This is a genomic window from Pseudoalteromonas sp. KJ63-1 (genome assembly GCF_055808145.1).
The window spans coordinates 346,040-364,081 of the sequence record NZ_CM147855.1 but is presented as its reverse complement, the minus strand read 5'-3'; the positions used below and the strand labels follow the sequence as shown (position 1 = coordinate 364,081).

Annotated in this window: 18 protein-coding genes; 1 reads left to right on the top strand and 17 read right to left on the bottom strand. The window is 35.0% G+C overall.

Annotation, left to right across the window (positions count from 1 at the left end; translation table 11 throughout):
* Window positions 1-185: 185 nt before the first annotated feature.
* From AC0L7Q_RS01695 to wecA, 11 genes are all read right to left on the bottom strand, one after another.
* Complete coding sequence (locus tag AC0L7Q_RS01695; RefSeq protein WP_413401218.1) at window positions 186-1,352, bottom strand: nucleotide sugar dehydrogenase; 1,167 nt, start codon at window positions 1,350-1,352, stop codon at window positions 186-188.
* Between the two features lie 121 nt (window positions 1,353-1,473).
* Window positions 1,474-2,586 (bottom strand): non-hydrolyzing UDP-N-acetylglucosamine 2-epimerase, encoded by a 1,113-nt coding sequence (gene wecB / locus AC0L7Q_RS01690; RefSeq protein ID WP_409424595.1) that lies wholly within the window; start codon window positions 2,584-2,586, stop codon window positions 1,474-1,476.
* Between the two features lie 59 nt (window positions 2,587-2,645).
* On the bottom strand, window positions 2,646-3,884 hold the full coding sequence (gene wecC, locus AC0L7Q_RS01685; RefSeq protein WP_409424594.1) for a UDP-N-acetyl-D-mannosamine dehydrogenase: 1,239 nt from the start codon (window positions 3,882-3,884) through the stop codon (window positions 2,646-2,648).
* A 2-nt stretch (window positions 3,885-3,886) separates the two neighbouring features.
* Entirely contained in the window at window positions 3,887-4,804 is a 918-nt protein-coding gene (locus AC0L7Q_RS01680; protein ID WP_409424593.1) for a WzyE family oligosaccharide polymerase, read from the bottom strand.
* Between the two features lie 5 nt (window positions 4,805-4,809).
* Window positions 4,810-5,181 (bottom strand): hypothetical protein, encoded by a 372-nt coding sequence (locus AC0L7Q_RS01675; protein WP_409424592.1) that lies wholly within the window; start codon window positions 5,179-5,181, stop codon window positions 4,810-4,812.
* Window positions 5,181-6,113 carry a GumC domain-containing protein gene (locus AC0L7Q_RS01670; RefSeq protein WP_409424591.1) on the bottom strand — a complete coding sequence of 311 codons (933 nt, stop codon included), beginning with the start codon at window positions 6,111-6,113 and terminating at the stop codon, window positions 5,181-5,183. Before AC0L7Q_RS01670 ends, AC0L7Q_RS01675 begins: the two co-directional genes overlap by 1 nt.
* 32 nt (window positions 6,114-6,145) lie before the next feature.
* Window positions 6,146-8,161, bottom strand: a complete 2,016-nt coding sequence (locus AC0L7Q_RS01665; RefSeq protein ID WP_409425546.1) for a glycosyltransferase — start codon at window positions 8,159-8,161, stop codon at window positions 6,146-6,148.
* 29 nt (window positions 8,162-8,190) lie between these two features.
* Window positions 8,191-9,240, bottom strand: coding sequence for a glycosyltransferase family 4 protein (locus AC0L7Q_RS01660; protein ID WP_409424590.1), 1,050 nt, complete (start codon window positions 9,238-9,240; stop codon window positions 8,191-8,193).
* Entirely contained in the window at window positions 9,241-9,702 is a 462-nt protein-coding gene (locus AC0L7Q_RS01655) for a WecB/TagA/CpsF family glycosyltransferase (protein WP_409425545.1), read from the bottom strand.
* Window positions 9,699-9,980, bottom strand: coding sequence for a hypothetical protein (locus tag AC0L7Q_RS01650; protein WP_409424589.1), 282 nt, complete (start codon window positions 9,978-9,980; stop codon window positions 9,699-9,701). Before AC0L7Q_RS01650 ends, AC0L7Q_RS01655 begins: the two co-directional genes overlap by 4 nt.
* A 15-nt stretch (window positions 9,981-9,995) precedes the next feature.
* Window positions 9,996-11,054 (bottom strand): UDP-N-acetylglucosamine--undecaprenyl-phosphate N-acetylglucosaminephosphotransferase, encoded by a 1,059-nt coding sequence (gene wecA, locus AC0L7Q_RS01645; protein ID WP_409424588.1) that lies wholly within the window; start codon window positions 11,052-11,054, stop codon window positions 9,996-9,998.
* A gap of 481 nt (window positions 11,055-11,535) precedes the next feature.
* Here wecA and AC0L7Q_RS01640 point away from each other — a divergent pair, with 481 nt between their 5' ends.
* Window positions 11,536-11,970 carry an acyltransferase family protein gene (locus tag AC0L7Q_RS01640; protein WP_409425544.1) on the top strand — a complete coding sequence of 145 codons (435 nt, stop codon included), beginning with the start codon at window positions 11,536-11,538 and terminating at the stop codon, window positions 11,968-11,970.
* A gap of 611 nt (window positions 11,971-12,581) precedes the next feature.
* On the opposite strand, the gene AC0L7Q_RS01635 is transcribed toward AC0L7Q_RS01640, so the two are convergent.
* The 6 genes from AC0L7Q_RS01635 to AC0L7Q_RS01610 form a co-directional block, all read right to left on the bottom strand.
* A complete protein-coding gene (locus tag AC0L7Q_RS01635) occupies window positions 12,582-13,247 on the bottom strand; it encodes a sulfotransferase family 2 domain-containing protein (RefSeq protein WP_409424587.1) in 666 nt (221 codons plus the stop codon).
* Window positions 13,237-14,493: a lipopolysaccharide biosynthesis protein gene (locus tag AC0L7Q_RS01630; protein WP_409424586.1), complete on the bottom strand. Its 1,257-nt coding sequence runs from the start codon at window positions 14,491-14,493 to the stop codon at window positions 13,237-13,239. The genes AC0L7Q_RS01635 and AC0L7Q_RS01630 overlap by 11 nt, the downstream gene beginning before the upstream one ends.
* Entirely contained in the window at window positions 14,483-15,130 is a 648-nt protein-coding gene (locus AC0L7Q_RS01625) for a sulfotransferase family 2 domain-containing protein (protein WP_413401213.1), read from the bottom strand. Before AC0L7Q_RS01625 ends, AC0L7Q_RS01630 begins: the two co-directional genes overlap by 11 nt.
* Window positions 15,131-15,355, bottom strand: coding sequence for a hypothetical protein (locus AC0L7Q_RS01620; protein ID WP_409424585.1), 225 nt, complete (start codon window positions 15,353-15,355; stop codon window positions 15,131-15,133).
* 17 nt (window positions 15,356-15,372) lie between these two features.
* Complete coding sequence (locus tag AC0L7Q_RS01615) at window positions 15,373-16,011, bottom strand: glycosyltransferase family A protein (RefSeq protein ID WP_409424584.1); 639 nt, start codon at window positions 16,009-16,011, stop codon at window positions 15,373-15,375.
* Between the two features lie 85 nt (window positions 16,012-16,096).
* Complete coding sequence (locus tag AC0L7Q_RS01610; protein ID WP_409424583.1) at window positions 16,097-18,001, bottom strand: tetratricopeptide repeat protein; 1,905 nt, start codon at window positions 17,999-18,001, stop codon at window positions 16,097-16,099.
* Window positions 18,002-18,042 lie beyond the last annotated feature (41 nt).

The window sequence follows — 18,042 nt, the reverse complement described above, 5'->3', positions numbered from 1 at the left end:
GCTACATTTGCGCGGCATAAAGCCCCGCCTACGTCTAACCCAAACACCGTGCTTGGCTTAATCTCTACCTTATATCTAGAACCTTTGTCTTTAACCAGACGCGAAATAAAATCGCAGCTACACCAGTCAAACTTAACCCGTTCCTCGTCGCCCGTAACTCGTATACTTAAGCCTTAAACGATATTTTAATCACTACCAAATAAATCACGCGTATAAACTTTATCAGCAATATCAGCCAGTTCATCAACCATACGGTTTGATAAAATAACATCTGAAAGCTGCTTAAATTCATTTAAATCTTTGATTACCCGAGAATGATAAAATTCATCAGCTTCAAGTACTGGCTCAAAAACAACAACTTCAATTCCTTTTGCTTTGATGCGCTTCATAATACCTTGAATGGCAGAGGCTCTAAAGTTATCCGAACCCGACTTCATAACTAACCGATAAACACCGATAACCTTAGGTTTACGATTAATAATTGATTCCGCGATAAAATCTTTTCGTGTTCGATTCGCATCTACAATGGCACCTATAATGTTATTAGGAACATCTTTGTAATTTGCTAATAACTGTTTGGTATCTTTAGGTAGGCAGTAGCCACCATAACCAAATGAAGGGTTATTGTAATGGTTACCTATGCGTGGGTCTAAACCAACCCCTTGAATAATTTGCTTACTACTTAATCCATGTGCTTCAGCATAACTATCAAGCTCATTAAAATATGCCACTCGCATAGCTAAGTACGTGTTAGAAAAAAGCTTTATTGCTTCAGCTTCTGTTGAGTCGGTAAATAACACCTCAACGTCTTGCTTTATAGCGCCTTGCTTAAGTAAACCTGCAAAAGTTGCTGCTCGCTCGCTTTGCTCACCCACTACAATACGTGACGGATACAAATTATCGTAAAGCGCTTTACCTTCACGTAAAAATTCAGGTGAAAAGATAATATTTTGTGTATTCAAGCGTTTTGATATAGATGAAGTAAAGCCAACCGGAACGGTAGATTTAATAACTATCGTTGCATCAGGGTTTATTTCTAATGCTTCTTCAATTACTCTTTCTACAGAGCTAGTATCAAAATTATTTGTATCACTATCATAATCAGTAGGAGTTGCAACAATAATAAAACCGGCATTATTGTATGCACGTACTTTGTCAGAGGTAGCAATAAAGTTAATATCATTGCGAAGTAAGTATTCGCTTATTAATGGATCCAAAACGGTAGAAGACTTGTTGTTTAACAATTTAATTTTACATTCATCAATATCTAAACCAACCACTTCGTTATTTTGGGCTAATAACATGGCGTTTGACAATCCAACAAACCCAGTACCTACAACAACAATTTTCATAGGCTTCCTTTAGGAGAATATAAAATAAATGAGCACACAAGGGATAATAACCCCGTTAACATCCATATTAGTCCATTTTTAGTAATAGAGTTAATCGTTTCATTAAGTCTACAAAAAAGGCTTATTCTAGTAAGCCTTTAATAATACGCTCACAAGCTAAACCATCACCGTACGGATTATGCGCTTTACTCATAGCTTTATACACTATGTCAGCATCTATTAATTCGCTAACTGAACTAACTATTTTATCGACATTGGTACCAACAAGTTTAACCGTACCTGCTGCTACTGCTTCAGGGCGTTCTGTTGTATCACGCATTACAAGTACAGGTTTACCTAAGCTTGGCGCCTCTTCCTGCACTCCGCCAGAGTCGGTTAAAATTAAATATGAACGATCCATTAAAAATACAAATGGTAAGTAATCTTGCGGTTCAATAAGCATTACATTTGGTTTATCAGCAAGTAACCTATTTACTGGCTCCTGTACATTAGGATTTAAGTGCACCGGATAAACAAAATTAAAATTTGGATATTTAACTGCTAATTGCGAAATAGATTCACAAATGCGCTCAAAACCACCACCAAAGCTTTCGCGTCGATGCCCTGTTATTAATACATACGGCTTGGGAATAATATCAGCAAACTTTTCAGTCATCATTTTTTGCGTACTTTGCATTGGTAGTACGGTATTTTTAATTTGTAGTAAAGCATCTATAACCGTATTTCCAGTTATAACGATGTCTGATTTAGATACATGTTCACGCAACAAATTATCAGCTGAAGCCTGAGTAGGCGCAAAATGCTTAGCGGTAATTACGCCGGTTAAGGTACGATTTGCTTCTTCTGGCCATGGGCTATACAAATCGCCTGTTCTTAAACCAGCTTCAACATGTCCTACTTTAATTTGCTTATAAAAGGCCGCCATTGATGCCGCAAACGTCGTTGTAGTATCACCATGAACTAAAACCCAGTCAGGCTTAAATTCTTCTAATACATCGCGTAAGCCTAATAGTATCTTACTGGTAATATCGTATAAATCCTGACCTGATTTCATTATATTCAAATCGTAATCAGGTTTTATTTCAAAAAGGGCTAACACTTGATCAAGCATTTCACGGTGCTGTGCTGTTACACATACTTTAGCTTCTATCTCAGGGGTATTTTTCAAAGCTAATACAAGAGGAGCCATTTTAATCGCTTCAGGGCGAGTACCAAATACTGTTAAAACTTTCATTTATGTATCCATATACAAAAGCCCACCATATTGGCAGGCTTTAAAAACTAATATTGGGTTTAAAAAATACCGCGGCTATCAACAACTACTTTTTTAGCAATTTGCTCAGGTGCAATATTTTTAAATTCTTTATGGTCAACTAATACGGCCAGCGTATTACAGCGTTCTAAAGCTTCTTCTGAAGTCACTAATTCAACGCCCAGTTTAGATAAAGACTCAGGTAGCTTAGTGATATTTGGTTCTACAACCAGAACTTCTGCATCGCTTTTTTGCGCTAACATTTTTGTTATATCAAGTGCTGGGCTTTCACGTAAATCGTCAATATCTGCTTTAAACGCAATCCCCATACAAGCAATTACAGGCTTTTTAAACTGATCAGCAGCATCGAGTATTTGTTGTAAAACATAGTGAGGCTTACTATCATTCACTTCACGAGCTTGGCGTATCAGTTTAGCTGTATCTGGCGCTGAACTTACAATAAACCAAGGATCAACTGCAATACAGTGACCACCTACACCTGGGCCTGGATTTAAAATATTAACACGTGGGTGGCGGTTAGCCAGTTTAATAAGCTCCCACACATCAATGCTTAATTTATCGCAAATCATCGAAAGTTCATTAGCAAAAGCAATGTTGACATCACGAAACGAGTTTTCAGTTAGCTTAGCCATTTCAGCTGTACGCGCATTTGTAAGTAAACATTCACCTTTAACAAAAGTTTTATATAAAGCAACCGCTTTTTTTGAGCATGCCTCAGACATACCGCCAATAACGCGATCATTTTCAACTAATTCACGTAGAACATGACCAGGTAAAACGCGCTCTGGGCAATGTGCTACGTTTATGTCAGCTTCACTGCCATGTGTTTGTGGAAATGTTAAATCTGGTCGTGACTCTGCTAACCAATTTGCAAGCTCTTCAGTAGCACCTACAGGAGAAGTTGATTCCAATATAACTAGGTTTCCCTTTTCAAGTACAGGCGCAATTGCTTTCGCGGCAGACTCTATATAGCTTAAATCGGCTTCGTAATTTTCTTTAAAAGGAGTAGGTACTGCCACCATGAACGCATCAGCTTTCTCAGCTTTCGTCGTTGCTTTTAAGTTTCCAGCCTGAACTGCACTGCGAACAACCATATCGAGATCGGGCTCAACAATATGTACATTACCTGCATTTATCGTATCTACAGCGTGTTGGCTCACATCAACACCAACCACTTTAATACCGCGAGAAGCGATGACCGCAGCTGTTGGCAAACCTATATAGCCAAGGCCTACTACTGATACTTTTTTAAACTCCATTATTACTCCGAAATAACTCTGGTTAACTTATCAAGCTTATTGGCTTGTGACATACGTTCAAATATGAACAGAATCATCATTGAAGCTAGCCAAATAAACAAAAATGTACAAAAAATTAGGATTGCCTTGTTAAAAAATAACTCAATAGATTCTCGCACCATAAAAAACGAGAAGGGTAAAATTGTATATGAAAAAAGCACTAAAAATGGTTTATCACTAAACATCATCCTCTCAAGAGCGCAGGTTATAAATACCACAACTAGGCATCCAATAAATATTCCCAATCCGCCGCCCATTATATAAACACCACCAAGAAGAGTAGGTGAAATAATGTAAGTGCCTCTGTGGATTCCAAGAATCGACTCTGTAAAAAATAATGCATTTGTTAATGGAATAACTGGTTTCTCTGGCCAAAAAGCTCTAGGGATAAGAGGGTTAAATTGCGCCATAACATAATCAAAGCCTTTGTAATACTCATCACCACTTTCAAAGTATTCTAATATTTTATTAAATGAATCATAAGGCGAAAGACTGTCAATTAGGTATCTGAATCCGAGTTCAATAACATCGTCACTCATGCCTTGCCCATATCTAACAAACGCTAAATAATTAATAAACCCAATAAGTAAAAGAGCCGCAAAGAAAATGCTTTTTAAAGAGACTAAACTTAGCCTTTGCCCAATAATTATTACACCTATTATACCTGCAGCTAAAATATTCCTAGAACCACCTAACGTAAAATAAACTAACATCCCTCCAACCACACTCACCGACAAGGCTAAAAAGAGACCTTTCAAGTTTTTTCTATCCATTAAAATTAACATTGCGGCAGGAATAAATAGAAAGAAGAAAATCATGAAAATACCGTTACCTGCGCTAGAAGATAACCTATGCCCATAATTACCGGCACTAAAACTCATTCCATTTAAAAAAACATACCCAAAAATTGAAATAAGAAAAAAGCTAAACTAGATGTAATCAATACCTGTCGAGATTTATCGTCATATATAGTGAGAGGCACAGACGATATTTTTCTAACTCCAAAATAACCAAGAATCACAAATGTGCTATAGAAAAACGTACTCCACCACAACCCCTCAGTTAATATATCATCAGGCAACATCTCGTAGCCTAAAAAGTAGCCAGCTGCTAAGTTCAATGGGATCCAAGAAAAGTTCGTTAAATATATAAAGCAACTTACTAAGAGGTAAAAGCCTACCCTATTATTTGAAAGCTTTAAAGATAAAAGAAGCAGAGAAACGCTGACAACAAAAACTATTGCTATTTCAAACTGCATTATTTATTCCTGGCATTCACAAACCTAATAATAGAAATTAGTAATGCAATACACACACCTAAAAATGTTATTCCTAAACATATGAGAGCTCGTTTAGGGCTTTGCTTTTCTTCTGGTATATAAGGTGCTTGAATAACATTTAATGCAAAGTCTTTTTTGGTTTTTGATACCATCATCTTTTTTAATTGATCTTCTATTAAATCATACAAAGAAGCTCTTACTTCCGTATATTCTGCTTGTTGCAAGTACCCATTTAAAAACTCTAGATTATTATTTACTTCTAATAATTGAAGCTCTCTTTCGTATTCATTAAACTCTTCAATGAGTAAAGATAGCCATTGCTTTGCAATTTCAGGACTATAAAAGTCGACAGACAGCTTAAATACCGCTTTTTTTCTATCGAAACTTACCTTAAATATTTCTCTAAACTTCTTATATGCTTCTTCATTTGTCGGCTCAGGTAACTGAGGATAATCTACATCTCGAAGCCATTTATTATTATTAAAATCATATATGGAACTATCATAAACAAGCGTATTAGAACTTTGTGTCCAATCTTCTGCAGCAAATAGAGGAATCTTGATATTATGCTTTTTCAAAAATGGGATTAAAAAATCCCTAGACTTTAATTTTTCTTCTAAATGAAAAACCGCTTTTTCATCACCTCCGCCTAAGCTAATACCAGCTAATGAAGCAACACCACTCAATTGACCGAGCATACCAGCAACGCCTCCACCAGATGACTCTGTAGAGGTTAGTAAAGATTCACTGCGATATTGGTTTGGTATCGAAAGTGCGAAAAAAACACTAAAAATAGCAATTGATAAAACAAACAATATGTTAAAAATTTTATACTTTAAGATTGAACCTATAACAATTTCAAAAAAATCATTATATTCAGCTTTTACTACATTAACTTTAACATCCGTCATTTCACACTACTCTTAATCATTATTTAATACACCTATGGTATGAATTGTGCCACAGCTTGTTTTGCTTTGATATTTCTATAAGCGAATACAATACAAATAAATGGCAGCAAATAGGCAATTGAGTTTAAATTTACAACTTTAAATACCAATAAACTAATTGCTATCAGCGTTGCGCCCAATACTAGCAGGTTGAGCTTAGCAACAATATCTTCTTTTCCACGCAAGCTTAAAGACGTTAGAAAAATAAAGCCATACTGTGAAGATATAAAAATAGATGTAATTGCAATTGATGCCATAAATGCTGTCAACTTGGGGGCACCCAAAATATAAAGATACATGAAAGAGATAACTGAACTAGCTAAGCAGCTTACTAAAATCAACTTGCAATATTTATTATTTACTATGACTATATTATCCAGAGAAAGCTTATGGCTTCCCAATAAGGGCATGTTTTTATTAGCTTGAGTCCTTGGAATTAGCATAGCTATAGAAAAACATGAAATAGTTAAAGCCACATATGACGCAACCTCAGGTTCAAAAATTAGTTTTGCTGTATATGGAAAGCAAAATAAAGCAAAAACGCTGGCAGTGGTTGATATTGCAATATTAAACACCTTTTTATTTGGGATTTTTTTCGTTGCTTTTGTGTTTAAGTTTTGCCAATCAAAAAGAGCAATAAAAAACAAACCTGATAAAAGAGCGACTAAATAAATAATGTAGGGTGCATCAAACTTAACACCTGAATAACTACTTATAAGAACAGGTGCCACTAAGCAAATAATAGATATTAAGCACTCAGCCATAGCAAGCAGAAAAAACCCTTGTTTTGCAACACGATTAAACCTAAAAAGGTAATAAAAATGCAGCACTACAAACAGTGGTACGCAGTAAATCAGGTTAGTTATAACACCCATCAAAAATAAACCACTTAGAATACATAACCCACAAATCAGTCCACTTAGTGATTGTTTAGATATACCCGTAAAAGAATCTCTATAGTCTTGCTTTAAAATAAAAAAGCCATAGCTTTGGCTAAACATCGTATTTAGCAGCATTAAGATAAAAAAATCACTACCAAACGAGGCTGTATCCATAGCACCTAAAAAGTAAATACAGGATGATAATAGAATAACGCGAGATGCCCCTGGTCCACCGGTAGCCAACAAAGGAACAAGTGCACTCAATAACCAATTAACCAGTGGTTGATCAACTTTCTTATTGTGCATGTAGTCCAAGCGGTATTTAGCTAATTTTGATAATGATTGTGCTAAGGTATGCCTTGCCTTAATGGTAAATAAACCATGCTTACTTGAGCTAAGTAGCTCCATAAAAGACACTTTTTCACCCATTATCTTTTTACGATAAAAAGCAAAGTTTTCCTTATTTCGCACACTCATTATTTTTTTATGCTTAGCTTCAAACAGGTCAATTGCACGCAGCTTATTATTAACTGAAGAGATTCTTTCAAGTTCTTGATCATCATTAACTATATATAGCTCTTTACCTATTCTATAGGCATCACCATATTTAGCGATTAACCGAACCCATAAGTCATGATCTTGCAGTGCAGGCAGGTCAGGGTCAAATCCTCCCACCTCAAGCACACGTTCACGACTAACTAAAATCTGATTTGAGCACTGATTAAGATCGAGTGCAGCAGACAAAGAGATCACCTTTTCTTTATTAAATAAAGATTTTTTATGGGCTCCATAATCCCAAAAATAACCACTACAAACAAAAGAGTACTTAGGGTCATAAGCTTTTACCAAACACTCTAAACGCTCAGGTAAAAACACGTCATCATCATCAAGCCCTGTTACTAAATCTGTATCAAGTGCTTCAATGGCTTTATTTCGTGCTTTACATGCTTTTTCTGAAATTTCGTTTCGAATAAATGAGACTCTAGGATCTGAAATTGTCTTTAAATATTCATGTGTTCCATCACTCGAACCATCATCAATAATAAGTAACTTAAAATTAGGGTATGTTTGCGACAGTACAGAACTGACCGCTTTTTTTAATAGCTCAACGCGGTTTTTGGTTGGCATATAAATACCAACACTAAGGGTCTCTTCAATCATAAGTTACCTTTAAATACAGCGTTGTAAGTAGTAACAATTTGCTCAATAACACGTGTCAAAGAAAATGATTCAGCTGTTTTGCTAACAGTAATACTTAAATAATCATACTGTTTTGGTGATAGCCCTAAGTTAAAGGTCATTGAATCCTTAAGGTTAGCTAAGAGCTGCTCTTCTGAGATATTCTTTTGTTCAATGCAACGACTAGCATCATCAATTTGGGCTTTTGATCCATCTGTAGAGGTTGCAACTGCTGGTACACCGCAGGCTTGAGCCTCACTAAGGGTTAACCCAAACGATTCATTTCTTGATAAAGAAAGTATGAATTTGGTTTGATGAATGATATCGACTAACTTTTCAGGCTTTTGTTTTCCAAAATAGTTTAAGTTTGAAAATTGCGCTTGGGCGGCGAGCACCTCCTGTTTCATAGGCCCTTCACCAACTAATGCAAACTGCTGCTCAGGCATCATTGCAACTAAAGATAGAAAGCGATCTATTCCTTTATTTTTATCTAAACTACAAACCTGCAGAAAATCATACTTCTTTGTTAATTGCTTATTTTTATTATAAAAAATATTATCGTTGTAGCCTGCACATAGTATTGAATAAGAGCTTACTGGGCGGTAAAACTTTTCATGTAATTGTTCAGAGGTGAAAATCCAATGGTTAACCACGTTAGATAATGTTCGATATAAATAACGAGGAGGATCATATAAATAAATATCACTCCCATGGCAAGTAACAATTATTTTAACATCGCGATTACGCAAAAACTTATAAACGGCGGCAAGTATAATAGTAGGAAAGTAATAATGAACGTGAATCACGTCATAACATTTAAAACGAAAAACACACTGAAAAATAAACTGCATTAGAAAAACAGGATACTTTAAAGCCCTACACAAAAAGCTATCTGTATTCCATTTCATTTTACAATAATCTAAATCTAAGTCTTTTTTGTTCAACCTATCAACTTGGTTATCAACAAAAACGCCTTGCATAGGAGCAGACTGTTTAAAAGACATGTTAGATAAAACAAGCACTTTCATTTAGAGCTTCTTCAACAAATACAATTGTAGGAACTTAAGCAACTTGGCTTGTCTAAATATTCTTCTCGGCTCTTTGAGCATTCTATATAGCCATTCTAAATTTAGCTTTTGCCAACCTTTAGGGGCCCTATTAACATTACCAGTCAGTACGTCAAAGCTTCCGCCTACACCCATAAAAAAAGCATTTGGGTATTCTAGCATCAGCATTTTTATTAGTTTTTCTTGTTTGGGTGAACCCAAAGCAGCAATAACAATATCTGGCTTAACCGAACTAGCCAAATCGAATACTTCTTGTGTGTTTTTAAAGTATCCACTCATATAACCTACTACATTTACTCCATTAGTAGTCAGGTAAGCATTCGTTTTTTCAACCACTTCAGGTTTTGCACCAACTAACAAAACTCTAGAGTTAAACTGAGATGAGCGCTTTAATACCTCAAGCCATAACTCACAACCTGCTATACGACACAGTTTTTTACCTTTTTTTGTTGTAAAGCTTTTACAACGCCAATGCCATCTGCATATGGAAATTGCGCTTCATTAATAATTTTTTTTGTTTCACTATCATCAATAGCCTTAAGTACTTTTTCTGGATTTACAGCAACAGCCATACCTGGCTTTATAAGGCCATCATCTGAAAAGATGGTTGTTAAGACATGCTCCATTGATTCAAATGGTAAAACATTCACACCGCCTATCTGAATAGGGGAAATTTGATTTACTACACTACTTTCTTCCATAAAACATCAAATACTCTAGCGGTTTGTACCAAAAAAACGACGAATATGTACACTAATACGCCAAATTCTCAGCATAAAAAAGTAATACATAATTGTGCACAAAAGAAATGAATAAAACATAATGTAGTCAGGTACATTATAAATGTCGGTTACAATACCTACCGTTGCAAACACCGTCGATATAAAGCAAATCACAACTAAAGCTTGTCTGCTGGAAAAACCCAGTCTAAGTAAAATATGATGTAGATGCTCTCGATCAGGCTTAAAAGGTGACTGACCTTTTTTGATCCTACGAGCAATGGTAGAAATTGCATCTATTATAGGAACAGCGGCTAACCATAGTGCCGTTACAGGACTAAATGCACTTTTCTCTTGAGATTGAGACCCTTCAAGTAACAACCAAACAACAGTAAAACCAATGACTGTGCTTCCTGCGTCACCCATAAAAATTTTAAAACGCTGCCCTAAAGGGATGCCTAAGTTCATTAAAATATAAGGAACAGTTGCCACAACAATGGCAGCACAAAAGGCCATTAATTCATTTTGGCCATTAAAATAAAATAAAATACCCAACGAGGTAAATGTTATTGTTGCCAAAGCCCCAAGCAGCCCATCAATACCATCGACCATATTGAAGGCATTAATAGCGCCAACAACGACAATAACAGTCATAATGTAACCAAAATAAGACAAGTTAATGCTTGTGCCACCGAACAAGGCACCAATATCATTGAAAATTAACCCGCCAAAACACATCATTAATGCGGATATAACAATCTGTAAGATCAAACGAAATCTAAAACTAATATCGTATAAATCGTCTAATACACCAATGAATAGCAAAATACTCGCACAAATTAAGTAAAGCATTGAAGAGGAGATTGTTTCGGGAAAAACAAATAAATAAGAAAAAACAACAACAAAAACCGCCAACCCACCGACTAAAGGAACAGAACCTGCGTGGTGCTTCCGAGAGTTAGGCTCATCAACTAGGTTAATAAAAATTGCAATTTTCCTAAAAATAAAGAGGCTCAAAAATGAGCATAAAAACAACCCTAAATTATTTATAATCACAATTTTTCAACCTTTTATACATGGGCTTTTGACGCATTTTTATAATAACCTAGCAAACAGGCGGTGTATTATAGTTGATTAAGACATAAATAAAAATAGCTTTGTATAAGTATTAGAAATTCAAAAACAAGCAAAAAGACCAACAAATTCATAAGGATGAATAAGTGAAAACAAAAAAACACACTTTTTATTACTAAATTACAAAAAAGCTATACCTAATATAAATTGATTAGGATTATATCAATTTATATGAATCATTAATTTTTTAGCTAAAAAGTAACTCATGAGCACTAGATTAGCTAACCCATTTTAAACTTGAAAATTTTAATTAATACTTAGCAAACCAAAGTCCACTACTATTAATCTCAGTTTTAAATTAGAATGGAAGGAAATTAAATTATCAATTTATATTGCGAAAAAGCTTAATCAGTTTTACAACAAGGATACCAGTGGAAAAGCAAAGATATACTAACTTAGATGCATTTCGAGGGTTGGCTGCATTATTGGTTTTATTATTCCACTCCCCTTTTTTTACGGACACAAAACAACGTTTATATTTAATAGCGACATTTTCGTTGATTTTTTCTTTATACTATCAGGGTTTGTCATTGCCCATGCATATAAAAGTAAAATCGATAGTTTAAACTTTCAAGCCTATATGCAAAATCGTTTTGCTCGTATTTACCCGTTACACTTAGCGTTATTATTAGCTTGGTTAGTGTTTCTTTCTCTAAAACACTTACTTTATACTCAATTGAACTTGGGAAATACAGACCCTCTTATAAATAACGATTTCACTTCTTTTTTTCTTAATTTATTTCTCCTCAACGCACATAATTTAGATGATCAACTGACATGGAATGCCCCATCTTGGAGCATAGGCGCTGAATTTTATACTTACTTACTTTTTTTGTAGTCTCAAAGAGCATAAAAGCCAAAAATTTACTACAGTGGTCAGTTTTTTTAATTGTTCTAGCATATACAACGCTTTATATCCTAAAACCCATCACACTTTTAAGAACGTTTGATCTAGGGTTTATCAGAGCTATTGGAGGATTTTTTCTTGGTGTTAGTGTATTTATTATTAAAGAAAAAACCGAGCTAAATTACAGTTCAAAGCTTAAGGTTTCGATAATAGAGGTCGTATTATTATTAGCAGTAATAAGCTGCATAACCATTTTAGCAAAATATAAACTAGGCCAACTAACTACATTTTTAGTTTTTACATTAAGCATTTATTACTTTAGCGCATCAAACGGAGTAATTTCAACGCTCCTTAAAACAAAAACTATGCAATATTTAGGTAAAATATCATACTCAATATACCTTACCCACTTCTTAATCATTAATATCATTATAAATATATGGCAGTACTTTTTTGCAAAAAAAGGATTATCTATAAATATACCTTTAGCCGATATATACAACACATCTGCTGCACCCTTTTTAAATACAGCAATAATATTAATCACATGCTTAATTTCAGCTATTACCTATAAATTTATAGAGCAGCCATTTCAACAAAAACTAAGCGCCAAAAGAGTAGTTAAATAGCTCTATATCTTGCGCATAATAACGCTCAACAAAACGCTCGGTAATATCACAATAATAGTCCGTATAGTGTTTAGTTTTAGGCTGAAAAACGCTTTTAAATTTTGATGTTGTTTTATTTTTATGAGGCAGAGCAAGAGGGCTACCGGTAATTGCCTTACTCACTTTAGCAAAGTCACTTGATAGCGTCTCAAAACGGCCAATAAAATCGACCAAAAGCTCTCCTTGACGATTACAGACAAACTCAGCCTGCGGTATCACATGCCTATACAGATCATCACCAGAGGCATAATTATCATCTTTCTCGGTTGGGAAAAACTTCAATAAAAAGTCTTTAAAAGAGCAATTATAACCTCTGTATTTATATTCAGACAAAATGCGCTCCCAAGGATTGCGCACAAAACTAAACCGGTATAATTCAGAAAAGCGCTCCTCAGTTAAATATCCGAGTTCAACATATTCATTTGCTGTTAAATGAGCCAGCCTAGGAGGGCCTAACTCTTTATTAGTATTAGCCTTAAGTAAAAATGGAGCACGTTCATGCCACTCAAACCCAGCACGCTTTAAAAACACACTTTCAATACTTTGCCCTGCTACTTTTGGAATATGAACAAATAAACATTTATCAAATTTAGAAATCATCGGTACTCATCTTAAATACTCGTTTATAAACAACGAATAAACTCACTAGGTTTTTCGCAATCATTGAAGCTGCAACAAGGCACGCCGCAGCAATACCACCATAAATAGGCGTAAATACCCACAACATTAATAAAAATAAAATGGTTATAAATAAATTTTGATATTGGTGTATTCTCTCATGCCCTGTCATTAATAAAATAACAACCGCTGAGCCACAACTTAAATTAACCCATTGGCCAATGGCTAATATTTTTATATACGTAGCAGCTTGCACATACTCTTCACCTATTAGCGAAAGCATAAAATCAATACAAAAATAAACAACGAGTATTCCAGCCGTCGCTATAATGGTCAGTAAAATACGCGTTTCTCTTGCCAGCTGTTTGATATTACTTAACTTACCCGCACTAAAAAAGCGAGCATAGTATGGGCTACATACCGCATTAACAGCCTGTAAAGGGTAACTAAACAGTACCGCCACTTTTAAAGCAATGGATAGCATTGCAACATCAGCCAAGCTGGCGTACTTGGCAACCAATAAATTAGCCAGTTGCTGAGTGAGCAATGCTGAAAATGCAATGACAAAATAATGCTTATTCGCCTTTCTTAATTTTTCAAGAGGAAGCGTTTTTAGGCCATCAAAGCTTGGTGTGCAATAAAAGAGAGAGGCTACGTAGGAAAAAATTAAACTAACAGCTGTACAACCAAGTACTATCTTAAACGCATGTAATGCTGTATCTGGCTTGAAAAATAGCGCGGTTAATAAAATTAACAGGTTACTAATAAAACCAGAAAAACAAACACTATGGATAATTTTGTGTCGTGAATTTAAAATTGACGAATTAATGCTTTGCAATGCTAACAGTAAGGTTTGCATACAGATTAAGGGCAATAAATCATTTAACCTTTCGACTGAAAACCACAAAGCTATCTGTGTATCAAAAGATAAAACCAATAGCGTTAATAAGCCGCAGCTTGATAAAGCGATTACATGACTTAATACGTATAGCCTACCCAAATCTAAATCATTAAACTGTGCGCCAAAACGAACAATTAAATTTTCTAAGCCTAACTTTGCCAAGCCCGACATTAACAACGACATACTCAGGCACAAAACAAACAAACCAAATTCGTTAACGCCAAGTTGTTGTGCAAAAAGCGCAAATACCCCCAAACTGGAAAGTGCAGTAAGTAACTTAATAGAAAAAGAGCCGGCAATAAATGCACTTAATGATTTAATTAACATCAATTGGGGTATAGCCAAAGAGCTCAAAATCAAAATAATACAATTGGTTAATCTTTTTATACTGAGCGCTTGTTAATATAGGTAAGCTCACTTTTTCAGAGCGGTTAATAAATTCTAAACTGTGTGGCAAATTATGCTTTTTAGCAAAAGCAGGCCACTGGTCAGCTAGCTTTTCAAAATGTAAAACGGTATCTATATTTAAGGCTAAATCGCTTTTGCATACAAATAAGTACTGCGGCTTAAACAATTTGTGCTGCATTATAAAGTGCATATCTAATAATGCATCGACAAAGCTGGCAAAGTCATGGCTATTACTTTTAATTTTATCTGCTAATAACTTATCACTTTGTGAGCCATTACCACCTTGCAAGCTGTACTTATAAGCTGAAAATAATCGCTCTAACGGATGCCTTACAATGGCAAAGCGGTGATACTTTTTATAAAAGTAGTCATTCACCTCATTGTAATACCCCGATTCCACATGAAAGCGCCCGCCACTATCGCCTAAGGCTTTCATAACACTTGATCCCGCATTTTTGGGAATATGAATAAAAATACACTTATATTTGTGCATATAAGGTTTATAAGGATACACGCAAAAAGGGAAGCGCTTTAATAAACGCTTTAAAATGGTCATTTACTGCCTCAACTTAGCCAAAAGAGTTTCATCAAAGCCAACCACGTTAGCTAATTGAGCATCATTGGCTGTTTTATTATGTAGCCATAAACTGTGTGCTTGTGTGCCTACAACATGCAAATAATCTTTATAAGGCGTAGGGTTTGCAACCAACTTTGTTTTTATGCCTTTTTTAAGCGCCATAAATTTAAACCAAATGTCATCTGCCGTTGGGCATAATGTCATGTATAGCTCGGTATTAGCTACCTCTTCAGCAAAACAGTTAACAGGGTACAACACCCCCCAATGCCAATAGGCATCAGTAAATTACTAGGTAGTTGCTCATTGCTATCAAACTGCCATTGCGAATAAGGAGCAATATGGCCAGTAGAGTCAAACGTAACCTTATGGGCTCTGTGGCAAATAATAGCGCTTGGGTAAACTAAATGTTGTTTGTAAAGTTGCTCAATTTGATTAACGGGGTAAATAATATCGTCGTCAAAAGTAATAATGGGTATACCCTGCTGCAAACGCAAACTAGGAATTAGCTTTTTGTAAGAGCGCAAATCCTCACACCAGTTAAATGTAATATGTGGTTCTAGTTTTTTTAGCTCGGCGGTTAGTACTTCGCCATGGGCTAACCATACTATAATTTGCTGTGGTTTAACTGTTTGGTTTAATAGACTGTATAACGTGTGATGCAGTGTTGCTATACGCTTGCCATAACTAGTTAGTGACACAACGCAATCAATACTCTCAGCCTCGCCATTTTCAGTGTTAAGCGCAAGGGCTTGCTGAGTGAGTAAACGGTGCTGGCTTATTAAAAGCTGCTGATGTAAAAACGCTACCCGCTGTTTTAAATAACGCTTGGAAAAAAACCAATGTTTAACTCGTTGCCACACTTTACATTCACCAAAAATAAAAGCACAGATTAACAAAAGCCGTTAAACTGTGCAGTAAGCAAGTTTATTTTATTTATTCAGTTAATTAAAATAAAACCAGTGCGTTTTTATTTGCGTACCTACTTAATGAATCCATTGCAAAATTAATTAAGTCGCTTAATTGTTTTAAAACATCAGATGATATATTTTTTTCATTTATAACCAACTTCTGCAACTTGAGCCAATAAGCCTTATTAGCTAAGATAATTTGTTTTTCTAGTTGCGCTATTTCACTTTCAAAAAAGGCATCACTTTTTGAAATTTCATCGGGTGCCGTAGTATTAATAACACTCAACAAAGTATCTTTTAACAACGTTGATTTTGCATTAGAAGGGACAATTAACTTATTTAATTTAATACTATTTACACCTAAGCTCGTCACTTCTGGTAAGTACGACTGCTTGTGAGAGAAACTTCCTTCTTTTAACTTACTTGCAGTTGTTGACTCACCAACAACCTGCCAAACGTGTCCATAGCTAGTTTTAAGTTCACACGGAATGCTAGACAAGAAAGGTGAAGATAAATCTACAAACCCGTAAAAAAGATAAGTATATATCGGATCAAATTCATTGTAATGTACGAATACCTCCTTACTCGTATCATCAGCACTGCCTGCTATGTAAATAGAGTTGTCAGATAGCCGATAAACATTGCTATCTATTTTATGATTTAAAAAGTCAATAACAGAGAGTAAACCTTGCTCAGCATTATTAATGGTAGTTACATTACTTTTTTTCAAAAAGTCAGATTTATAGCCAAACACTCTTGAACCAAAGAAAGTATCTATACATAATTTTTTCTTATTGCCACTATCAATAATTTGCTTAAAAAGCTGAACCTTTGCATTGTACTGCTTAGCTTCTAACAAAGTGCTGAGTAACTTAGGTGAGTCATACAAAGCAACTATTGGGCAGGAGTCTTGCCACTTCTGCATTTTGTCGCATTGATTATAAATAGCGACTAATACCTGCATAGTGCGTTCAGCACTAGGGTTAACCATACTATTTATATCTGTTTTAACAATAAGCTTATTATTTTCACTTAGCGCAAATTCATAATCACACAATAATGGCAAGCAACTTACAGGTATATCTATAAGCTTTTTATTATCCTCGCCATAATAATAAACACTTAACTCACCATTGTTGGCTTTTATTTCTAGATGAGGATTGAAGTAAGCCCCTTGCTCCTTATTATACTCAACCAACTCATTAATAAGCTCAATAAGTTTTTTATCATTACCGGTAACAAGTTTTTTTACCGGCTTTTCAATTTTTGGTTTAGGAGCTTTTATTACATTGCCTGCATAACTATTAAAACTTTCAAGCCAAGCACTGTCTTTAAATGATTTATTCAACTCGACCAGTAACACATTAAATTCATCTTGAAGTTTATGTTTTATTAGTGTGTTTAAAATTTCGGCTAGCTGAATTGAAGTGAAATCAGTTAACAGTAGCTGCACTTTTGTTAAATACTGTTGTAATACTTCAGAGTTTTCAGACGCAGCAGCGGCTTTGATACCGGTCACAAAGGCTTTAGATGAATATTTTTGCAGTACAAATAACTTAGGTATATATTCTAAGGCTAAATCGTACTGTTTTGTATTTACTAAAAGCGCTACTAATTGCTCGCGCGCAAACGCATTATTTGCAGTCGGGTCGCACTGCAGTGACTCTGTATAGTAAAGCAAAGCTTCTTCGGAATCCTTCATTAATAGCGCAGCCATGGCCATATCATTTAAAAGGGTTGCTTTTTTGTTTTCTGGAATTGTTTTTTTAGCTGCCTTAAAAGCAATTAAAGCCTGAGGGTACTGGTTTAAAGCACTGTGACAAACACCTTTATAAAGCTCAACATCTTGTAAATTACTAGGCATTTTTTTTAGTTTTAGTAATGCTTTTTTATATTTTTTGTTTTTTATTAATCCACTTATTTCTTTTAATTCAATACTCATCACAATACTTAATCAATAAAATTTCATTAATCATACTTAAA